This window comes from Winogradskyella thalassocola (genome assembly GCF_900099995.1).
GTDB classification, from domain to species: domain Bacteria; phylum Bacteroidota; class Bacteroidia; order Flavobacteriales; family Flavobacteriaceae; genus Winogradskyella; species Winogradskyella thalassocola.
This window is the reverse complement of the sequence record NZ_FNCZ01000003.1, coordinates 81555-99833: the sequence shown is the minus strand read 5'-3', so window position 1 is coordinate 99833 and position 18279 is coordinate 81555. Positions and strand designations below refer to the sequence as shown.

17 protein-coding genes and 1 other RNA gene are annotated in these 18279 nt (G+C 32.8%); 11 read left to right on the top strand and 7 right to left on the bottom strand.

From position 1 onward, the window contains the following. Nucleotides 1–6 precede the first annotated feature (6 nt). The 5 genes from fsa to ffs form a co-directional block, all read right to left on the bottom strand. Entirely contained in the window at nt 7–660 is a 654-nt protein-coding gene (gene fsa, locus BLT80_RS09590; RefSeq protein ID WP_092467406.1) for a fructose-6-phosphate aldolase, read from the bottom strand. Nucleotides 661–761: 101 nt separating this feature from the next. Continuing rightward, nucleotides 762–1175 carry a hypothetical protein gene (locus tag BLT80_RS09585; protein ID WP_092467405.1) on the bottom strand — a complete coding sequence of 138 codons (414 nt, stop codon included), beginning with the start codon at nt 1173–1175 and terminating at the stop codon, nt 762–764. A 66-nt stretch (nt 1176–1241) separates the two neighbouring features. Continuing rightward, nucleotides 1242–1805 carry a hypothetical protein gene (locus BLT80_RS09580; protein ID WP_092467404.1) on the bottom strand — a complete coding sequence of 188 codons (564 nt, stop codon included), beginning with the start codon at nt 1803–1805 and terminating at the stop codon, nt 1242–1244. A gap of 4 nt (nt 1806–1809) precedes the next feature. Beyond that, nucleotides 1810–2613 (bottom strand): SDR family oxidoreductase, encoded by an 804-nt coding sequence (locus BLT80_RS09575; RefSeq protein WP_092467403.1) that lies wholly within the window; start codon nt 2611–2613, stop codon nt 1810–1812. 144 nt (nt 2614–2757) lie between these two features. After that, nucleotides 2758–2856: signal recognition particle sRNA small type (ffs, locus tag BLT80_RS09570), an RNA gene on the bottom strand. 126 nt (nt 2857–2982) lie between these two features. Here ffs and BLT80_RS09565 point away from each other — a divergent pair. The 6 genes from BLT80_RS09565 (at nt 2983) to BLT80_RS09540 (ending at nt 8656) form a co-directional block, all read left to right on the top strand. Then, nucleotides 2983–3984: a glutaminyl-peptide cyclotransferase gene (locus BLT80_RS09565; protein WP_317041770.1), complete on the top strand. Its 1002-nt coding sequence runs from the start codon at nt 2983–2985 to the stop codon at nt 3982–3984. 7 nt (nt 3985–3991) lie between these two features. After that, entirely contained in the window at nt 3992–4381 is a 390-nt protein-coding gene (locus BLT80_RS09560) for an acyl-CoA thioesterase (protein ID WP_092467402.1), read from the top strand. An 83-nt stretch (nt 4382–4464) separates the two neighbouring features. Continuing rightward, entirely contained in the window at nt 4465–5238 is a 774-nt protein-coding gene (locus BLT80_RS09555; protein ID WP_139181044.1) for a hypothetical protein, read from the top strand. Between the two features lie 152 nt (nt 5239–5390). Further along, nucleotides 5391–6968 carry a right-handed parallel beta-helix repeat-containing protein gene (locus BLT80_RS09550; protein ID WP_092467400.1) on the top strand — a complete coding sequence of 526 codons (1578 nt, stop codon included), beginning with the start codon at nt 5391–5393 and terminating at the stop codon, nt 6966–6968. 3 nt (nt 6969–6971) lie between these two features. Next, nucleotides 6972–7895: an alpha/beta hydrolase gene (locus tag BLT80_RS09545; RefSeq protein ID WP_092467399.1), complete on the top strand. Its 924-nt coding sequence runs from the start codon at nt 6972–6974 to the stop codon at nt 7893–7895. A 167-nt stretch (nt 7896–8062) separates the two neighbouring features. Beyond that, entirely contained in the window at nt 8063–8656 is a 594-nt protein-coding gene (locus tag BLT80_RS09540; protein WP_092467398.1) for a hypothetical protein, read from the top strand. 124 nt (nt 8657–8780) lie between these two features. Here the strand turns inward: BLT80_RS09540 and glyA are convergent, their stop codons facing one another. Then, nucleotides 8781–10055, bottom strand: coding sequence for a serine hydroxymethyltransferase (glyA, locus tag BLT80_RS09535; protein ID WP_092467397.1), 1275 nt, complete (start codon nt 10053–10055; stop codon nt 8781–8783). Between the two features lie 110 nt (nt 10056–10165). Between glyA and fahA the strand changes: the two genes are divergently transcribed. Continuing rightward, nucleotides 10166–11458 (top strand): fumarylacetoacetase, encoded by a 1293-nt coding sequence (fahA, locus tag BLT80_RS09530; protein ID WP_092467968.1) that lies wholly within the window; start codon nt 10166–10168, stop codon nt 11456–11458. A gap of 215 nt (nt 11459–11673) precedes the next feature. Here fahA and BLT80_RS09525 read toward each other — a convergent pair whose 3' ends face one another. Next, nucleotides 11674–13566, bottom strand: coding sequence for a M61 family metallopeptidase (locus BLT80_RS09525; protein WP_092467396.1), 1893 nt, complete (start codon nt 13564–13566; stop codon nt 11674–11676). 84 nt (nt 13567–13650) lie between these two features. Between BLT80_RS09525 and BLT80_RS09520 the strand changes: the two genes are divergently transcribed. The 4 genes from BLT80_RS09520 (at nt 13651) to BLT80_RS09505 (ending at nt 18275) form a co-directional block, all read left to right on the top strand. Then, a complete protein-coding gene (locus BLT80_RS09520) occupies nt 13651–14658 on the top strand; it encodes a glycosyltransferase family 2 protein (protein WP_092467395.1) in 1008 nt (335 codons plus the stop codon). Between the two features lie 112 nt (nt 14659–14770). Then, nucleotides 14771–16696, top strand: coding sequence for a BatA domain-containing protein (locus tag BLT80_RS09515; RefSeq protein ID WP_092467394.1), 1926 nt, complete (start codon nt 14771–14773; stop codon nt 16694–16696). After that, nucleotides 16693–17946: a dihydroorotase gene (locus tag BLT80_RS09510; protein WP_092467393.1), complete on the top strand. Its 1254-nt coding sequence runs from the start codon at nt 16693–16695 to the stop codon at nt 17944–17946. The genes BLT80_RS09515 and BLT80_RS09510 overlap by 4 nt, the downstream gene beginning before the upstream one ends. Beyond that, a complete protein-coding gene (locus tag BLT80_RS09505) occupies nt 17946–18275 on the top strand; it encodes a hypothetical protein (protein ID WP_092467392.1) in 330 nt (109 codons plus the stop codon). Before BLT80_RS09510 ends, BLT80_RS09505 begins: the two co-directional genes overlap by 1 nt. Nucleotides 18276–18279 lie beyond the last annotated feature (4 nt).

Genomic DNA, 18279 nt, shown 5'->3' with positions numbered 1-18279 from the left:
CCTAGCTTAATTCCCTTTATTGTAATCTGCTAAGAATTTTTCTAAACCACTATCTGTTAATGGGTGTTTAAGTAAGCCTGTGATAGAACTTAAAGGCCCTGTCATAACATCTGCTCCTAATTTAGCACAATCAATAACGTGCATGGTGTGACGAACAGAAGCTGCTAAGATTTGTGTTTCAAAAGAATAGTTATCATAGATATGACGAATCTCTGCAATAAGGTTTAAACCATCTGTAGAAATATCATCTAAACGACCAATAAATGGAGATACATAAGTGGCACCAGCTTTAGCCGCTAATAATGCTTGACCAGGAGAGAATACTAAAGTAACATTGGTTTTAATGCCGCGATCCGAAAAATATTTACAAGCCTTAATACCATCTTTAATCATTGGTAATTTTACCACAATCTGATCGTGTAATTCAGCTAAGGCCTCACCTTCTCTAACCATACCTTCAAAATCGGTAGAAATAACTTCTGCAGAAACATCACCTTCTACAATATTACAGATCGCAACATAGTGCTTCATAATATTGTCTGTTCCTGTAATGCCTTCTTTAGCCATTAATGATGGGTTTGTAGTTACACCATCTAAAATACCCATATCTTGAGCATCTTTAATCTGCTCTAGGTTCGCTGTATCGATAAAAAATTTCATAAAAACTTGTTTTGAATTGTTGTGTTTTTGATTGTCGCGAATTTACGACTTTAAGCCTCATTTACAGAAATGATTTTTCAGAATATATTAACAATAAGACTCTAATTAATAATTATGGTAAACGTCTTAGATGTAGAATGCTCACACAAAGAATCTTCGTATTGTCCCGAATCTTCATCATAATACTCTGGTGGATCAACATATAAGTAAACTTTAAACGTATACGTCCCCGAAGTCCGAGGTGTTCCTTCTATAGAAAGTGTTCTGAAATTAGCAAACATTTGCAAGCCTTCTGGCAAGTCATCATAGATTTCGTAGGTATATCCATAATCATCATCGTTAGGTTCATTTTTTATTTCGGACGTAAAATCTTCATAGTAATAACTGTTCACAAAACCGACATCGAAAGATTTGTTTGGTATTTCTGGCCTTCTATTGATAATACACTCTATTATATTTTCGCATCCAAAGCATAAAAAGCAAATAGCGATAGGAAGAAGTTTTAGGAGTTTCATTCTTATTGATTTCTGATTATCTCTCACAAATAATATACCAATATTTTAAAATTATGAGCTGTTTGATTATGATTCTATAAATAGTTCTATTTTGATTTCTCCACTATCCATTTTTCTTACGACTGCTGCTGACAAATCGAGATCACCAATATCGTGTCCCCAGATTCCATATTTACCGTTAGTTTCATTTCTGTTTATTAAACCTTCTCGTTCTTCGATTGGTATGGTTTTAACGCTGGACGTACGCTCCTCTACTTCGTATATTTTATGATATACGATACTTATGTTTTGAGCCAATTCTTTTCGTGTAAATCCAATTGATTTGTCTGATGTGATTGTAAATTCAACAGGATTATTTAATGGATAATCTATAATTAAAGTCGCTTTATTACTATTAACAACGATATCATCTTTTCCTATAAGGTTATTCAATTCTAAATCGGGATTTTCAATAGAAACCCAAGGAATAATGCCGTTTTCAAAGTATTCTAAATCATCTTTTTCAGTTACATCAACTTGAAATAAAATTTCTATCACGTCTTTACCTACTTCTTCTGATTTTTTTTCAGTTTCAGTTTTACATCCTAAGATTAAACACGCTAATAAAAATGTGACAGTTAAGTTTTTCATAGTATTACAACTTATAGTGATTCATTAATAACTTCTCGTATGTAGAATCTGGAAGAATACGTTTTAAAACAATCGAAAATTTTTGCATAAAAGCTCCAACCTTATAATGGATTTTTGGATTTTTAGTCTGAATGATTTTATAGATGGCGCCGGCCATTTGCTGCGGATCACTTCCACTATCCACGTGTTCGTCCATCATACTTAAGGTTTTTCCGTATGTTTCCTTATAAGGAGACTCCTCTAAAACGGGAGCGTGATAACGACCAGCCGCTATATTGGTTGCAAAATCACCAGGTGCGACATTAGTCATATTAATATTAAATCCTTTTAATTCCATTCTAAAGGCTTCTGTAATTAATTCGAGAGCACCTTTACTTGCGCTATAAACGCCTCTATATGGTAACCCCATATAACCAGCAATAGATGTTACGTTAATTATTAAGCCTGAATTTTGTTGCCTCATTATTGGTAGAACCGCCTTAATAACATTAATAGGTCCAAATAAGTTGGTTTCAAAATTGCGTTTTATTTCCGCATCAGGAATTTCTTCAATTGGCCCCGTAATACCTGCGCCTGCGTTATTTAAGAGTACATCTATTTTAGATTCTTTAGTTAAAACTTCAGCTATACATTTAGAAATCGTTTCAGCCTTGGTAACGTCTAACGCTATGACGGGAAATTTACTATTCGGATAACGATCAGGATTTCTACTTGTGCCATAAACCTTAAAACCTTTGGTTTGAAGAAATTCACCAACAGATTTTCCTATTCCTGACGATCCACCTGTTATTAATACAACTTTAGACATACTATTTTTTAAATTATAATATCGAAAATACAAATTCTGAAATTAGTAGACCTTTTAATACTATGCTAACCTCGATTAGAACTTATATAAACTGAAAAAATCTCGATTCGCCGAGGCTTTCAAGATTTGAGTTTAGGGTACAAAAAAAGGCAAGCTACCTACATCACACCGCTACGACCATTTACCTTTGCTGCGTTCCCGCCCTGGAGGATTCAACAGGAGCTGGTTGTGTAGGACTTGCCAGCTGCAAAGATACAATCTTTTAATACTTTCGCAATAATTATATAGAGATTTTTAAACTGAATTTAATTTAATAACTTGCTAAAAATTCAAATAGACGTTATGCATATTTCTAAATGTTTCATTCTCTTGGCTTTAAGCTTAATTTTATCTAATTGTGGTGAAACAAATGCTTCAAAAATTTCTAGTTTATCGATACATACTTCCGTAAAATCTTTAATGCTTGGTGATACCTTGAAGCTTTCTATCAATAATCCGAAAAACCTAGAGATTACTAAGGTCAGTTATCAAATAAACGGTAAAACTATTGAAGACCAAAGTGTTTTAAATGACATTACTTTAGGTAAGAAAGAAATCACAGCAACCGTTAATTTAGGAGATAAAACAGAAACCTTATCTAAATCCGTTCAGATCTTTAATAATATTATTCCTTCATATTACAAATACGAGGTTCTAAATACCTACCCTCACGATATTACATCATATACACAAGGTCTGGAATTCTACAATGGAGAATTATATGAAAGTACAGGGCAACGTGGAGAGTCTAAACTTAGAAAAGTAAATTTTGAAACTGGAGAAGTCTTAAAAAACATGAATCTCGAAGATGAATATTTTGGTGAAGGTCTAACTATTCTCAACGATAAAATTTATCAATTAACATGGCAAGCTAAACTCGGATTTGTTTATGACGTCAATACTTTTGATAAACTAAGCACGTTTAAATATGGAACGAGCAAAGAAGGTTGGGGAATTTGTAATGATGGTAAAACACTTTATAAATCAGATGGTACTGAGAAAATCTATTTTTTAAATCCAAAAAACCTTAGCGAAAAAGGCCATATCGAAGTTTATACTGAAAAAGGTAAAATCCCGAATTTAAATGAAATGGAATGGATTGATGGTAAAATTTTCGCTAACATTTACCAACGTAATGGTGTCGTTATCATTAACCCAAAAACTGGTGGTGTTGAAGGTGTTATAGATTTTAAACCATTAAGAAAATTAGTCACACAACATCCTGAATTAGATGTTCTTAACGGTATTGCTTACCACCCAGAACGTAAAACCATTTTTGTAACAGGAAAAAATTGGGACAAGGTTTTTGAAGTTAAAATAATGAAACAATAATAGCACTGTGCACGTATTCGAAAAAACCATTACCGTTACTAAAGACGATATCGATGATCTAAACCATGTAAACAATGTGCGCTACGTGCAATGGGTTCAAGATATTGCTAAGGATCATTGGTTGGCTTATGCTACGAAAGACATTTTAGAGGCATACTCTTGGTTCTTGGTGAATCATTATATAGAGTATAAAAGTCCAGCATTGCTTGGCGACCAACTTCTATTAAAGACGTATGTCCCAAAAGTTGCAGGTGTCAGCACTATTAGACACGTCGAGATTACCAATATTAAAACCCAACAACTCGTAGTAAACTCAAAAGCAAAATGGTGCTTTATGGATGCTCATACACAACGTCCTACACGTATACCTCCAAAGATCGCTGAACTTTTTAATTAACACTTTATTAGGTTAAAGTTTTTTTAAAACCCAGATTTCTTTCAACTTAATCCCTTTACTTTAACGCATCAATCAAATCAAGTATGCGTAAAATTACTATTCTAATCTTTTTGTTATGTCTCCCGTTTGTACACTTTGCCCAAACGCTAAACGGAAAAGTGTACGATGCTACAGGCACCGTTAAAAACATAAAAATCTTTAATGAAACCCAAAATAGGGTGACGTTAACTAATGAAGATGGTAATTTTAGTATTAATGCTAAAGTGAATGACACCATCTCTTTTCAGTCTTTATTCTATCATCCTAAAGCTATAGCATTAAAAGCATTTCACTTTGATGGCACAGCCGTTTTTGAACTTAAAGAAATACTAACAGAACTCGATGAAGTTGAAGTTAAAGCAGAATCTGAGCAACCCGTTTTTGTAGAAGAAACTTATAATATTGAACTTAAAAAAATAATTCAGGAAGACATAAAAAATCATCCCGAAAAATACAAACCTGCAGGAGCTACTTACGGTCCAGATATCTTTGCGATTATTGGCTTAGTTGCTAATCTTCTTAAAAAGAAAGATAAATATATTGCCCCCACATATCAACCGATTACCTATACGCAAATGGATTCCTTATTTAGTAAGAGTTCATTTTTCAACACGAAATTAATAACTGATAATTTAAAAATTCCGGCAGACAAGAAATATCTATTTTTTGATTTCTGCGATGCTAAGCAAATGAGTTCTAAGCTCCTTAAAGAAGAGAACAAAATGCAATTCTTAGAAGAGTTAGTGGTTAGCAGTCAACTATTCTTAATATTATTAGATGAATATGGTGAAAAAAGCGTTAAGCAAAATAAGGATTAACAGTTCTCATTCCTGCGAAGGTATTAATCGCATATAGTTATGAATTTAATCTTGATTTCATTAGAATTATAATCTTCACATATTTATACTCAACTATAATAAATGCTAACTTTGAAAGTTATATTTTTAAGCCTTAATTATATTTAACACTTATGAAGCGATTGCTATCATTTTTACTTTGTTTTGGAATTTTATTATTTTGGAGTTCTTGTCGTAATGATTTTGAATTTACACCAAGCAAAGGAAATCTTGGTTTTGCCAAGGACACTATTTATTTAGATACTGTTTTTACCAATATTGGCTCTAGTACTTACAACCTAAAAGTTTACAATCGTAGTGATGATGATATTGTAATTCCGACTATTCAATTCGAAAATGGTGTGAATTCTCGTTACAGAATGAATATTGATGGCACCACAGGATTAGAAGGCGCTCAAGAAGGTCAATTCTTTGAAGATGTAGAGTTATTAGCTAAGGATAGTTTGTTCATTTTTATTGAAACTACAATAGATATTTCAACTTTAGGTGCCTTAGAAAATCAATTTTTATATACAGATAGAATCTTGTTTGATTCTGGAAGCAATCAACAAGATGTTGATGTGGTAACCTTGGTTAAAGATGCTGTTTTTATCTATCCAGGTAAAGATGAAGATACTGGTATTGTTGAAACACTAAGCTTTGATGTCGATGGAGATGGTACACCTGATGAAACTACATTACAAGGTCGATTTTTAGACGATAGCGAACTCATCTTTACCAACGAAAAACCTTACGTTATTTATGGTTACGCAGGCGTTGGTGCAGGAAAAACTTTAACCATGGAGGCCGGAGCACGTGTGCACTTTCATGCAGACTCCGGAATTATTGTCACAGATAATGGTGCATTAAACATTAATGGTGCATTAAGTCCTGATCAAGAGACTTTAGAAAATGAAGTTATTTTAGAAGGCGATCGTTTAGAACCACTTTACGAAGATATTCCAGGACAATGGGGAACCATTTGGTTGTATAACGGAAGTGAAAACAACACCATTAATTACGCCACTATAAAAAATGCGACTATTGGCGTATTGTCTGAAGGAGACCAAGATGCTCCTAACGACAAATTAACGATAACCAATTCTCAAATCTATAATGTAAGTAGTTTTGGAATATTGGGACGCGCAACCTCTATAAAAGCAGAAAATGTGGTCATTAATAATGCTGGTCAATCGTCTTTTGCGGGAACGTTTGGTGGAAAATACAACGTTACACATTGCACCATTGCCAATTATTGGAATAGTAGTTTTAGACAATTCCCCTCCCTACTTTTAAATGATTTTATAGTTGACGAAAACAACGCCGTTTTTACAAATGATTTAGTTGAAGCGAACTTTAATAACTGTATCATTTATGGCAATGATAATCCTGAGTTTTTACTAGAAAATGAAGGAGATATATTCAATTATAAATTTACAAATTGCTTGCTTCGATTCGATAACAACGATCTTCAAGGCAATGGTAATTACGATTTTGACGATGAATCATTTTATGTAGGCAATGAATTTAATCAACAACCAGATTTTGAGAATTCTTCCGAGAATATGATGCGTATTGGTGCCGATTCTGGAGCAAACGGCATTGGACTTTTTACTTTTGCTTCTCAAGTTCCTAATGATATCTTAGGTGAAAACAGAACGGCTTCGCCAGATGCTGGTGCTTATCAAAGTGTTGTATTTGATGAAGATTAATATATGTCGACTAAGAAACGTCTAAAACTCTTAAAACGTGTTTCATTAGCTACACTAATTCTTGGGGCATTAGTTATACATTTTTTTGTGCCTCGACTTATTTCTGAAATTAGGAATCCTGTCGTTGGTTTAATAAAAAGAAACAAAAATATCAGCTTCGAGGTCTCTTCTAAAAAGGATTCAAAATTAAATCAGAAAGAAGTCGTGTTTAGTTCTTTTGATGACCTTAAGTTATCTGCGCGATTAACCTATTCGAGTATAGATACAACCAAAGGAACCGTTATTCTATTGCATGGCATACGCTCTAATAAAGAGCATTTTATGGAACTCAGTAATTTCCTCTCAGCAAACGGATTTAACTCCGTGGCATTAGATTCTAGAGCTCATGGAAAAAGTGAAGGTAATTTTTGCTCTTTTGGTGTCAATGAAAAAGAAGATATTAAAACACTTATAGATTATTTATCTAAAAATGAAAACTTAAGCCATTTTGGAATTTGGGGACAATCCTTAGGAGGCGCTATTGGTTTGCAAGCCATGGGCTACGATAATAGAATTGAGTTTGGCATTATTGAAAGTGCGTTTTCAGATTTTAAAAGTATTGTGAATGATTATTTCGATCTTCATGCTGGATTTAGTTATACTCCTTTTTCTAATTATCTTGTTGATAGAACAGGACAAATTGCAGAATTTGATCCCAATGACGCTTCGCCAATTGCATATTGTAAAAGCATAAATCAACCCATATTAATTGTGCACGGTAATGAAGACGAGCGTATTAATATAAAATACGCGAGAGCTAATTTTTCAAAAATTCCAAGTTCTAAAAAAGAGTTTATTGAAATGGATTCTGCCAATCATTCTAACGTTTGGAAAGTTGGCGGAGATCCCTATTTTGAACATGTCTTACAATTTATGAATGCACAATAAAGCATAAATATCATTTCATTAAAAGCCTTCCCTCTCTAAATTCCGTTTAAAACTTAAATCTATACTAGTTAAGATTATCTAGACTTGAAAATTATTTCTTTCAAAGCTAATTCGTTTGGAATAATTGTTGAACACGTTTTTATAGTTTAACCTTAAAACGCAACATTATGACTTCAAAAATTAATCTCAGCATTTTTGTTCTATTAGGTTTTTTAGCATTCAATACTAAAGCCTTAGCGCAAGATGAAAATTTAGACCTTTTCAACCAGCAATTATTTTTCTATTCCAATTTAGATTATGATTTCTATGATGGTGAAATTACCATGAAAAATAATGAAACTATAAATGGTTTTGTTAGTTTAAATCACATTGATAATCAACAATACGCAGTGATATTAAGTACTGAGGACGGTTGTATCTATATTCCGAATGAAGACGTGAGTTCAGTTACGTTATTTGATATAAATAAAGGAGAAACTACAGCAACCAAATTTGTAGCTATTGAAGGTTATGATAAGTTGTTTCGTGAACTCTATATAAAAGACGAAGATTCTGCAATTTATGATTTACTAGAAGCACCTTACGATTCTAAAATTATAAATGACGTTTATATAAAAGAGAACAATACACTTGTTAGTATTGATGATTTTTGGACTTCAGGACCTAAAAAAGATATAATCAATTATATTAATGAAAGAGATAACACTGATTTTAAGCGAAAAGATTTTAAATCTTTAAATACCTTATTTGCTAAACTATAGTAAGCGTTAATAATATAAAAAGCCTTTCAAATTAAATTGAAAGGCTTTTTTAATATAAATTTCAACCCGTATGGTTTTAACTTCGATAACGCTTAGTTACAAAACTTTCGAGGTCAGATATATTTTAAGCATTGAATAAAGCGCGTCCACCCATTAGTGCATTTACTTTTTCTGCAACACCTGCTAAAACCGTTTCATTGTCATGATTTTTAAGAGCTTCATCCACTAAATCTACAATGTATGGCATATCGCTTTCTTTTAAACCTCTAGTGGTTACTGCGGCAGTACCTATTCTAATTCCAGAGGTTACAAAAGGAGATTCTGTATCAAAAGGCACCATATTCTTATTCACCGTAATATCTGCTTTTACTAAAGCGTTTTCAGCATCTTTACCAGTAATGTTTTTATTTCTTAAGTCTATTAACATCATGTGGTTATCAGTTCCACCAGAAATTAAGTTATAATCTTTAGCAACAAATGCTTTAGCCATAGCAGCTGCATTATGTTTTACTTGTAACATATAATGCATAAACTCATCCGTTAAGGCTTCACCAAAAGCAATAGCTTTAGCTGCGATAATGTGTTCTAATGGTCCACCTTGATTTCCTGGAAAAACAGCAGAGTCTAATAAACCAGACATTTTACGAAGTTTACCGTTCTTTAAAGTAATTCCGAATGGGTTATCAATATTTTCGCCCATCATAATCATTCCACCTCTTGGACCTCTTAAAGTCTTATGAGTCGTTGTTGTAACAATATGGCAATGTGGCATTGGATCACTTAAAATTCCTTTTGCAATTAATCCTGCAGGATGCGAAATATCAGCTAATAAAACAGCTCCAACACTATCAGCAACTTCTCTAAACTTAGCAAAATCCATATCTCTAGAATAGGCAGAAGCACCAGCAATAATCATTTTTGGCTTTTCTTTTTGCGCTTGGTCTGCTAACATATCGTAATCAATAAGACCCGTATCTTTCTTTACACCATAAAATGTTGGACGGTATAATTTACCCGAAAAATTAACAGGAGAACCATGTGTTAAGTGTCCACCATGAGACAAATCAAAACCTAGAATAGTATCACCAGGACTTAAACAGGCGTGATATGCTGCTGTATTTGCCTGACTTCCAGAGTGTGGTTGTACGTTAACATATGCAGCACCAAATAAGGTTTTAGCACGATCTATAGCTATTTGCTCAACTTCATCGACAACCTCACAGCCACCGTAATAACGCTTGCCAGGATACCCTTCGGCATACTTGTTAGTTAGTACAGAACCTGCAGCTTCCATAACTTGGTCGCTAACAAAATTTTCTGATGCTATTAATTCTATACCATCAATCTGGCGTTCTCTTTCGGCTTTAATAAGTTCAAATATTTGTTCGTCGCGTTGCATAAATAAAGTGTTTGTTAAATCGATACAAAAATAGTGAATACATTAGTTTAAATATCAAAAATTATGTAGGTTTGAATGAATTTAATGAACAATTAATCAACAATAACTCTATGCCATTATCCGCTAACAATCCAGATCGTACCTCATGGTTACATGTCGGTAAAAACTCAGATTTCCCAATTCAGAACATTCCTTTTGGTGTTTTCTTAACTAGAGACGACATTATAACGATTGGAACACGAATTGGAGATACGGCAATTGATCTTGGTGCATTGCATCAATTAGGCTATTTTGAAGGGATTCCTTTAACAGACGATATTTTCCTTCAAGATACATTGAACGATTTTATTGCAGATGGTAGAAAAACGTGGCGTTTAGTTAGAAACAGAATCGCTGAGATTTTTGATGCTGAAAATGAAGCTTTAAAAAATAACAATCCACATAAAGAAACTATTTTATTTCGTTTAGATGAAATTGAAATGCAATTACCAATACTTGTTGGTGATTATACAGATTTCTACGCGAGTAAAGAACATGCTACCAATGTTGGTACGATGTTTAGAGATCCTGAAAATGCATTAATGCCAAATTGGGTACATATGCCAGTTGGTTATCATGGACGTAGTTCGTCTATTATTCCTTCAGGAATTCCGATTCATCGTCCACAAGGACAAACCTTACCAGAAGGTGCTAACCAACCTGTTTTTGGACCTTCTAAATTAGTAGATTTTGAATTAGAAATGGCTTTTATTACAACTGATGCTAATGATTTAGGTGAACCAATTCCTATTGAAGAAACTGAAGAATACATCTTCGGACTCGTATTATTTAATGACTGGTCTGCACGCGATATTCAGAAATGGGAATATGTACCACTAGGACCGTTTTTAGGAAAAAGTTTTGCGTCATCGATGTCTCCATGGATTGTAACTTTAGATGCATTAGAACCTTTTAGAACTGAAAGCCCGAAACAAAATCCTAAACCTCTAGAATATCTTCAGACCAAAGGAAAAAAGAGCTTAGATATTAATTTAGAAGTTGGTATTCAGCCAAAAGGTTCAAAAGAAACTACGGTTTCTAAATCGAACTTTAAGTATATGTACTGGAATATGGCGCAACAATTAGCGCACCATACGGTAAATGGTTGTCCTGTAAATGCTGGTGATATGATGGGAAGTGGCACCATTTCTGGACCAACACCAGATTCTTACGGTTCTATGTTAGAATTGAGTTGGAAAGGCACAAAACCATTAAAAATGAAAGATGGTACTGAACGTAAATTTATAAATGACCACGACACAGTAATTATGAGAGGGTATTGTCAAAATGATGACATACGTATCGGTTTTGGTTCTGTAAAAACAGAATTATTACCTGTTTTTGATTCTAAGAAAAAGAAGTAATTTTTAAAACTATAAAGTAAAAGGAAGACCGAAGTCAATGGACAGAAGTCTTCCTTTTTTTGTTATAATTTGAAAATTAAATTGAGATTTTAAAAATTATAACACCTACTACCTACCTAATAAAAAATAAAAAAAACCAGAGAACGTAAATTCTCTGGTTTAATTTAAAACTATCAACCGAACCTGATTTAGGACGATTTAAATATTCAATAAGATTAGCCTTTTAACCAAGCTGCTCTTACCGCTTTTTGTGCTTCTGTTACATTCTCATCTTCTATTATAGATTCAGATGGCGCATAAGCTTTAGTTAATGTTGTCATTATCTCTATTGGCTTTCCATCACGTTCTAAATCCATTATAATCTCTTGTCCTTCTTTCCATTCAAACATTCCACTTATAACATCATTAGCATTAAATAATGTTAATTCTCTACCATTGACCTTCTTTATAACATCACCAGCGACAATACCTTGAGCTTTCCAAAAAGAATTATTTAACGCCATCGGAGAAAAGAAAATCGTACCTTTAAGTTGGTCTCCATCAAAAATGATATTTTGTTCACCAGCAAAAATATAATTAGTTTCCATGTCTGTTTCACCAAAAGTTAAACCAACTAATGCTAAATAATCCTTATAATTAATTGGTAAATCACCTTGAACATGTGTTTTTAAGAATTCACCAACACTTGGATAAGTCATTGCCGTAATTTCAGCAATTAGCTTATCATCTTCAAAAGGTTTATTCCCTCCGTATTTAGCAGATAATTCTTTCATTAAGGATAACATACTTCTGTTGCCATCACTTTCCTTTCGCATTAATATATCTATACACATGCCTATTAATGCCCCTTTATAATAAACATTATAATAGTTAGTGGCATAAGGTTCATTTAATACATTTTCACTCATAATTGTGAAACTCATCGCATCATCCCAACGCTTAGATGTATTAATTTTAGAATACAAAGTATTATAAAATTTATTGTTTTCGATTAAACCTTCATACACTTGAAAATGCTGCGCAAAATATTCAGTCACACCTTCATACATCCATAAGTGCTTAGAGAATGTAGGGGTATTATAATCAAAATAATGTACATCTTCAGAATGAACCGATAATGGAGTTACAATATGAAAAAACTCATGTGCAATCACATCTATCACGGACTCTTTAAGACTTTCAGGACTTTCATCTTCGGCAAATACACCTACTGTAGATGTTTGATGTTCTAAAGCACCATAGCCTTTAGGGTCGTTCTGACCACCTCTAGATAAATACAAATAGATATCGTATCGTGGAGTGCTATTTATATCACCTAAATATCTTTTTTGTGCCTCCATCATTTTAAAGACGGTTTCCTTTAAACTCTCCGCTGTATGTTTTTTTGTAGGTGAATAAAGGCTTAAGACAATTTTTATATCACCAACCATAAACTCTTCTACATCCAGTTTTCCATACATCATTGGATTATCAGTAATATCAAAATAACGTTGACCAAAATAACTAGTTGTCATAGACTTACCATCTTCACTAAGCGTTGTTCCTTTATCTTCTAAAGCAGACGTTCTTATAAAATCGGAAGGTGCTGTTACATCTACAGCATATTGAGCATTCTTTAATGAATCAAAATAACCAATAAATCCATGTAGATTTAATACAAAGTTTTCATCTTCAATATTTGTTCCTGCTGGAGAAAATGGCTCTTCTCCACCAATACCTCCAACGCTTTCAATATCAAAGGTATCATTGACATAATACTGAAGCTTATCTAATTTTTCTGCATCTGCAATAGTCCATGTATTGTCATCAACTTTTGTTGTAGCAAGTTCATTTCCATCATAATCTAAGGCTTTAAAATCATCAATATATTTTCCATAATCGCCAATTGAATAAGTTCCTTGTACAACTCTTGGCAATCTGTAAGTCACAGTTTCAGTAGTAAAACGACCAGGGTTAATAGTTACTGGTACGCGATCATTATTAACCGCTGTTAAATCTAATGCTGTTTCAATAGGATGGCTTACTGCTAAATCATCTACGTTTGTTTTTACAGATCCACAACCGACCAAAACGATACTTAAGCCAAGAATGGCAAAATAATTCTTCATGTTAAAATTTAATTTTTTTTAATAGACGCACAAATCTACAATGTGTTACTACTAAAAACCTAAAGGTTTTGTTAAATTCGCAACATGTCACAACCATTAGCCAGCATCGTCATTCCTTTTAAAAACACAGAAGTATTTATTGCTGAATGTCTTAATTCAATTTTGAAACAATCCTACTCCAATTGGGAAGCTATTTTTGTTGATGATTATTCTGATGACAGTTCATGCACTATTGTTGAAAGTTTTACCGAAAAAGATTCTAGAATAAAACTTTATAAAAACGACGGCAGTGGAATTATAGACGCCTTGCAAACAGCATACAATCATTGCTCTGGAAGTTATATCACTAGAATGGATAGTGATGATATTATGACTCCAATCCGGCTTGAAACCATGGTTAACAATCTTGAAAACCACGGTAAAAAACATTTAGCTGTTGGGCAAGTCAAATACTTTAGAGCTGATGGATTGAGTGATGGCTTTGCGCGTTATGAGCAATGGCTAAATTCTTTAACAACTGATGGCAAAAACTATTCTGAAATCTATAAAGAATGCGTCATTCCATCTCCTTGCTGGATGCTACATCGTGAAGATTTTGATGCTTGTGGTGGTTTTAACTCTAATATCTATCCCGAAGATTACGAATTAGCATTCCGGTTTTATAAAGCTGGCTATACGTGTATTCCTTGTGACAAAGTATTACTTCATTGGCGAGATTACAGCACACGCACCTCTAGAACACACGAGCATTATGCCGAGAATTCCTTTCTAGATCTTAAAGTCCATTATTTTTTAGAGTTGAATTATGATAAGACGAGGCCATTAGCAATTTGGGGAGCTGGAACTAAAGGAAAAACTTTAGCAAAAATACTTTTAAAAGAAAACATTCCGTTTTATTGGATTTGCGATAACCCAAAGAAAATAGGAAAACACATTTACGATCAAGAACTTTATAATTTTGATTATCTAGCAGAACTTCAACAGCCTCAAAGTATTGTTACCGTTGCTAATTCTGATGCTCAAAAAGAGATTAAAACCTATTTTGAAACCAAAAAAATGCAAGCGATGATTGATTATTTCTTTTTCTGTTAAAATTCTCAAAAGCGGAACGAGGTAATAGCTTATGATTATATATATTTGAATCATTAAGACTTGTCAGGTTTTTGAAACCTGAAAGGTCTGTAAAAAACTATAATAACAACGCATGCAGTTTAAAAACCCAGAATTACTTTACGCCTTATTTTTGCTGGTAGTTCCTATTCTGATACATTTATTTCAGCTTCGTCGTTTTCAGAAAGTTGAATTTACCAATGTTAAGTTTTTAAAATCGGTAAAACTTCAAACGCGTAAAAGTTCTCAGCTAAAAAAATGGATTACGTTATTAACGCGCATGCTACTCTTAGCTTGTGTGATTATTGCATTTGCACAACCTTTTATTCCGAATACTGAAGATTTTAACGACACTCAAGAAACGGTTATTTATTTAGATAATTCCTTTAGCATGCAAGCTAATGGTCGTAATGGTACCTTGCTAAATGAAACCATTCAAGATATCATCAACACCTTACCAGAAGATGAGTCTATCAGTTTATTTACAAATAATAAAACCTATAGAAACACTACGGTTAAAGCCTTAAAAAATGATTTAATCCAGCTAACACATTCTCCTACACAGCTTAATTATGATGCTGCTTATTTAAAAGGAAAGCAATTATTTTCAAATCAAGGTGGTGCCACTAAAAATTTGGTTTTGGTTTCCGATTTTCAACAAAAAGAAAATCTTTTAAATTTTGAAACAGATTCTACCATTCAACTTAAATTGGTGCAACCAAAATCTACTTTAGTGTCTAATATTAGCATCGATAGTATTTTTGTTTCTAATACAACAGCCGAAACTTTAGATCTTATTGTAAAACTATCTAACGAATCAAAACCCATTGATAATGTAACTATTTCTTTATTTAATGATGATGTTTTACTAACTAAAAGTGCTATTGATATAGACAAAGAAGCTGAAGCTACATTTACCATTCCTAATAATAAAGTGCTTAATGGAAAATTAATGATTGATGATGCTGGTTTACAATATGACAACACATTCTATTTTAACGTTAATTCTAAACCAAAAATTAAAGTTTTAGCCATTAATGAATCTGCCGATGATTCGTTCTTAAATCGGATTTATACAGATGATGAATTTGACTATAAAAGCTTTAAACTAAATACGCTTAATTTTAATTTAATTCCTAATCAAAACCTTATTATACTTAATGAGTTAAACACCATTTCAAATGCCTTAAAAACAGCTTTAGTCGCTTTTAAAAACGATGGTGGAAAACTAGTAATTATTCCTTCAAACGAAATAGACTTAGAAACTTATAATCAAATATTTAGCGACTTAAACATAAATGCTTTAGGTAATCAAAATACCAACGAAAAACGAATCACGAGCATTAACTATGACCATCCACTTTTAGCGAATGCTTTCTATTCTAAAGTCACTAATTTTCAATATCCTAAAATAGAAAAATCGTATCGTTTTTCTTCAAATTCAAATGCCATTTTATCTTATGAAGATGGCTCTCCATTTTTAGTAGGAAACACAAATGCATATGCGTTTTCTTCAGCATTAAACTCAGAAAACTCAAACTTCAAAAATTCGCAATTAATAATTCCTGTGCTATATAATATGGGATTACAGAGTTTAAAACTGTCAAAATTATATTATACCATTGGGCAACCCAATACGATTGCAATTCAGACTGCTATTGGTCAAGATGATATTTTAACTTTAGATTTAGAAGAGACTTCAGTTATTCCGCTTCAAAAAACATATAGTAAATCTGTGGTTTTAGAAACGGAAGATTTTCCGAATACAGCGGGCATTCTGCATGTAAAGAACAAGGAGACTATTCTTCAAAATTTAAGCTTCAATTACAATAGAGTTGAAAGCAACTTAAGTTACTACGATTTAAGTACTTTAAATAATGCTACGGTAGATCATAGCTTAGAAACGACCATTAATACTATAAAAAGTAGCACAAATGTTAATGCGCTATGGAAATGGTTTGTTATTTTTGCACTAGCATTTTTAATAGTAGAAATGTTACTTCTAAAATATCTTAAATGAACGCACTCATAAAATCTGCAACCATCGTTGATTCTAAAAGTGATTTTCACAATGAAACGGTTGATATTTTAATTGAAAAAGGTCGTATTTCCAAGATCGCTAAACACATTACCAATCCTAAAAATTATAAAGAAATAATATTAGACAACTTGCATGTATCGCAAGGTTGGTTTGATAGTAGTGTATCTTTTGGAGAACCTGGTTATGAAGAACGCGAAACCATATCTAATGGTTTAAAAACAGCAGCGAATTCTGGTTTTACAGCTGTGGCTTTAAACGCTAATTCTTTTCCTGTAATTGATAGTTATGCGGATATAACATTTGTAAAGTCTAAAGCTCAAAATAATGCGGTAAGCCTTTACCCTATTGGTGCCTTAACACAATTAGGCAAAGGCGAGGATTTAGCTGAGTTATTTGATATGACGAATGCCGGAGCCGTTGCTTTTTATGATTATCAAAACCCGATTTCTAATCCTAATCTTATGAAAATTGCATTGCAATACGCAAGTAATTTTGATGGTTTGGTATGCTCATTTCCACAAGAATCTCGAATTTCTAGACTTGGAGTCGTCAATGAACATATCAATAGCACCAAATTAGGATTAAAAGGAAATCCGGCTTTAGCGGAAGAATTACAAGTAGCTAGAGATTTATTTTTATTGGAATATACCGAGGGTAAACTTCATATACCAACAATTTCTACCGCAAAATCTGTTGAATTGATTAGAGCTGCAAAAGCTAAAAAGTTGAATATAACCTGCAGTGTTACTATTCATAATTTAGTTTTTACCGATGATGTTTTACACGACTTTGACACGAATTTTAAAGTGCTTCCTCCTTTAAGAACTCAAACCGATTGTGATGCTTTAATTGAAGGTTTAAAAGATGGTACTATTGATATGGTAACCAGCGACCATAATCCTATTGACATAGAACATAAAAAGATTGAATTCGATTTTGCTAAATATGGAACCATCGGTTTAGAATCTGCTTTTGGTGCTTTGCAAACACTATTCACCACTAAGAAAACTATAAACCTTTTAACACAAGGAAAATCTAGATTTAGAATTTCAAACACCACGATTAACGAAGGTGAAGTTGCTGATTTAACGTTGTTTAATCCTGATACGACTTACGATTTTGGCATTAATAATATTACATCGCGCTCTAAGAATAGTGGTTTTTTAGGAACACCACTTAAAGGTGAAACCTATGGCATCATCGCTAATGATAAAATTGTTTTAAAATAATGGATCAAAATATAATAGACGAAGGTAAAACTTTAGGTTTAGTTGCTTACTTAACCTTATTTGGCACTTTAATTGCGTTTTTTATGAATCAAGATAAGCGTAATCCGTTTACAGCATTTCATATTAGGCAAGGTTTAGGATTAGGTTTAATGTACATCGTTATTGCTTTTGTTATTAGTAGTTTAGATAGTATGATGATTAGCATGTCCTTCTGGATTTTCTTTTCAGTCTTATATCTCTATGGCATATACGGAGCCATAACAGGTCAACTTAATAAGATACCATTACTTGGTGATTTCTTTCAAAAAGCATTTAATACTATAGGATAACAAT

Bases quoted from the DNA above. Each gene is read 5' to 3' on its own strand.
- fsa (WP_092467406.1), bottom strand. From the start codon at position 660: ATGAAATTTTTTATCGATACAGCGAACCTAGAGCAGATTAAAGATGCT.
- BLT80_RS09585 (WP_092467405.1), bottom strand. From the start codon at position 1,175: ATGAAACTCCTAAAACTTCTTCCTATCGCTATTTGCTTTTTATGCTTT.
- BLT80_RS09580 (WP_092467404.1), bottom strand. From the start codon at position 1,805: ATGAAAAACTTAACTGTCACATTTTTATTAGCGTGTTTAATCTTAGGA.
- BLT80_RS09575 (WP_092467403.1), bottom strand. From the start codon at position 2,613: ATGTCTAAAGTTGTATTAATAACAGGTGGATCGTCAGGAATAGGAAAA.
- BLT80_RS09555 (WP_139181044.1), top strand. From the start codon at position 4,465: ATGCGTAAAATTACTATTCTAATCTTTTTGTTATGTCTCCCGTTTGTA.
- BLT80_RS09550 (WP_092467400.1), top strand. From the start codon at position 5,391: ATGAAGCGATTGCTATCATTTTTACTTTGTTTTGGAATTTTATTATTT.
- BLT80_RS09545 (WP_092467399.1), top strand. From the start codon at position 6,972: ATGTCGACTAAGAAACGTCTAAAACTCTTAAAACGTGTTTCATTAGCT.
- BLT80_RS09540 (WP_092467398.1), top strand. From the start codon at position 8,063: ATGACTTCAAAAATTAATCTCAGCATTTTTGTTCTATTAGGTTTTTTA.
- glyA (WP_092467397.1), bottom strand. From the start codon at position 10,055: ATGCAACGCGACGAACAAATATTTGAACTTATTAAAGCCGAAAGAGAA.
- fahA (WP_092467968.1), top strand. From the start codon at position 10,166: ATGCCATTATCCGCTAACAATCCAGATCGTACCTCATGGTTACATGTC.
- BLT80_RS09525 (WP_092467396.1), bottom strand. From the start codon at position 13,566: ATGAAGAATTATTTTGCCATTCTTGGCTTAAGTATCGTTTTGGTCGGT.
- BLT80_RS09520 (WP_092467395.1), top strand. From the start codon at position 13,651: ATGTCACAACCATTAGCCAGCATCGTCATTCCTTTTAAAAACACAGAA.
- BLT80_RS09515 (WP_092467394.1), top strand. From the start codon at position 14,771: ATGCAGTTTAAAAACCCAGAATTACTTTACGCCTTATTTTTGCTGGTA.
- BLT80_RS09510 (WP_092467393.1), top strand. From the start codon at position 16,693: ATGAACGCACTCATAAAATCTGCAACCATCGTTGATTCTAAAAGTGAT.
- BLT80_RS09505 (WP_092467392.1), top strand. From the start codon at position 17,946: ATGGATCAAAATATAATAGACGAAGGTAAAACTTTAGGTTTAGTTGCT.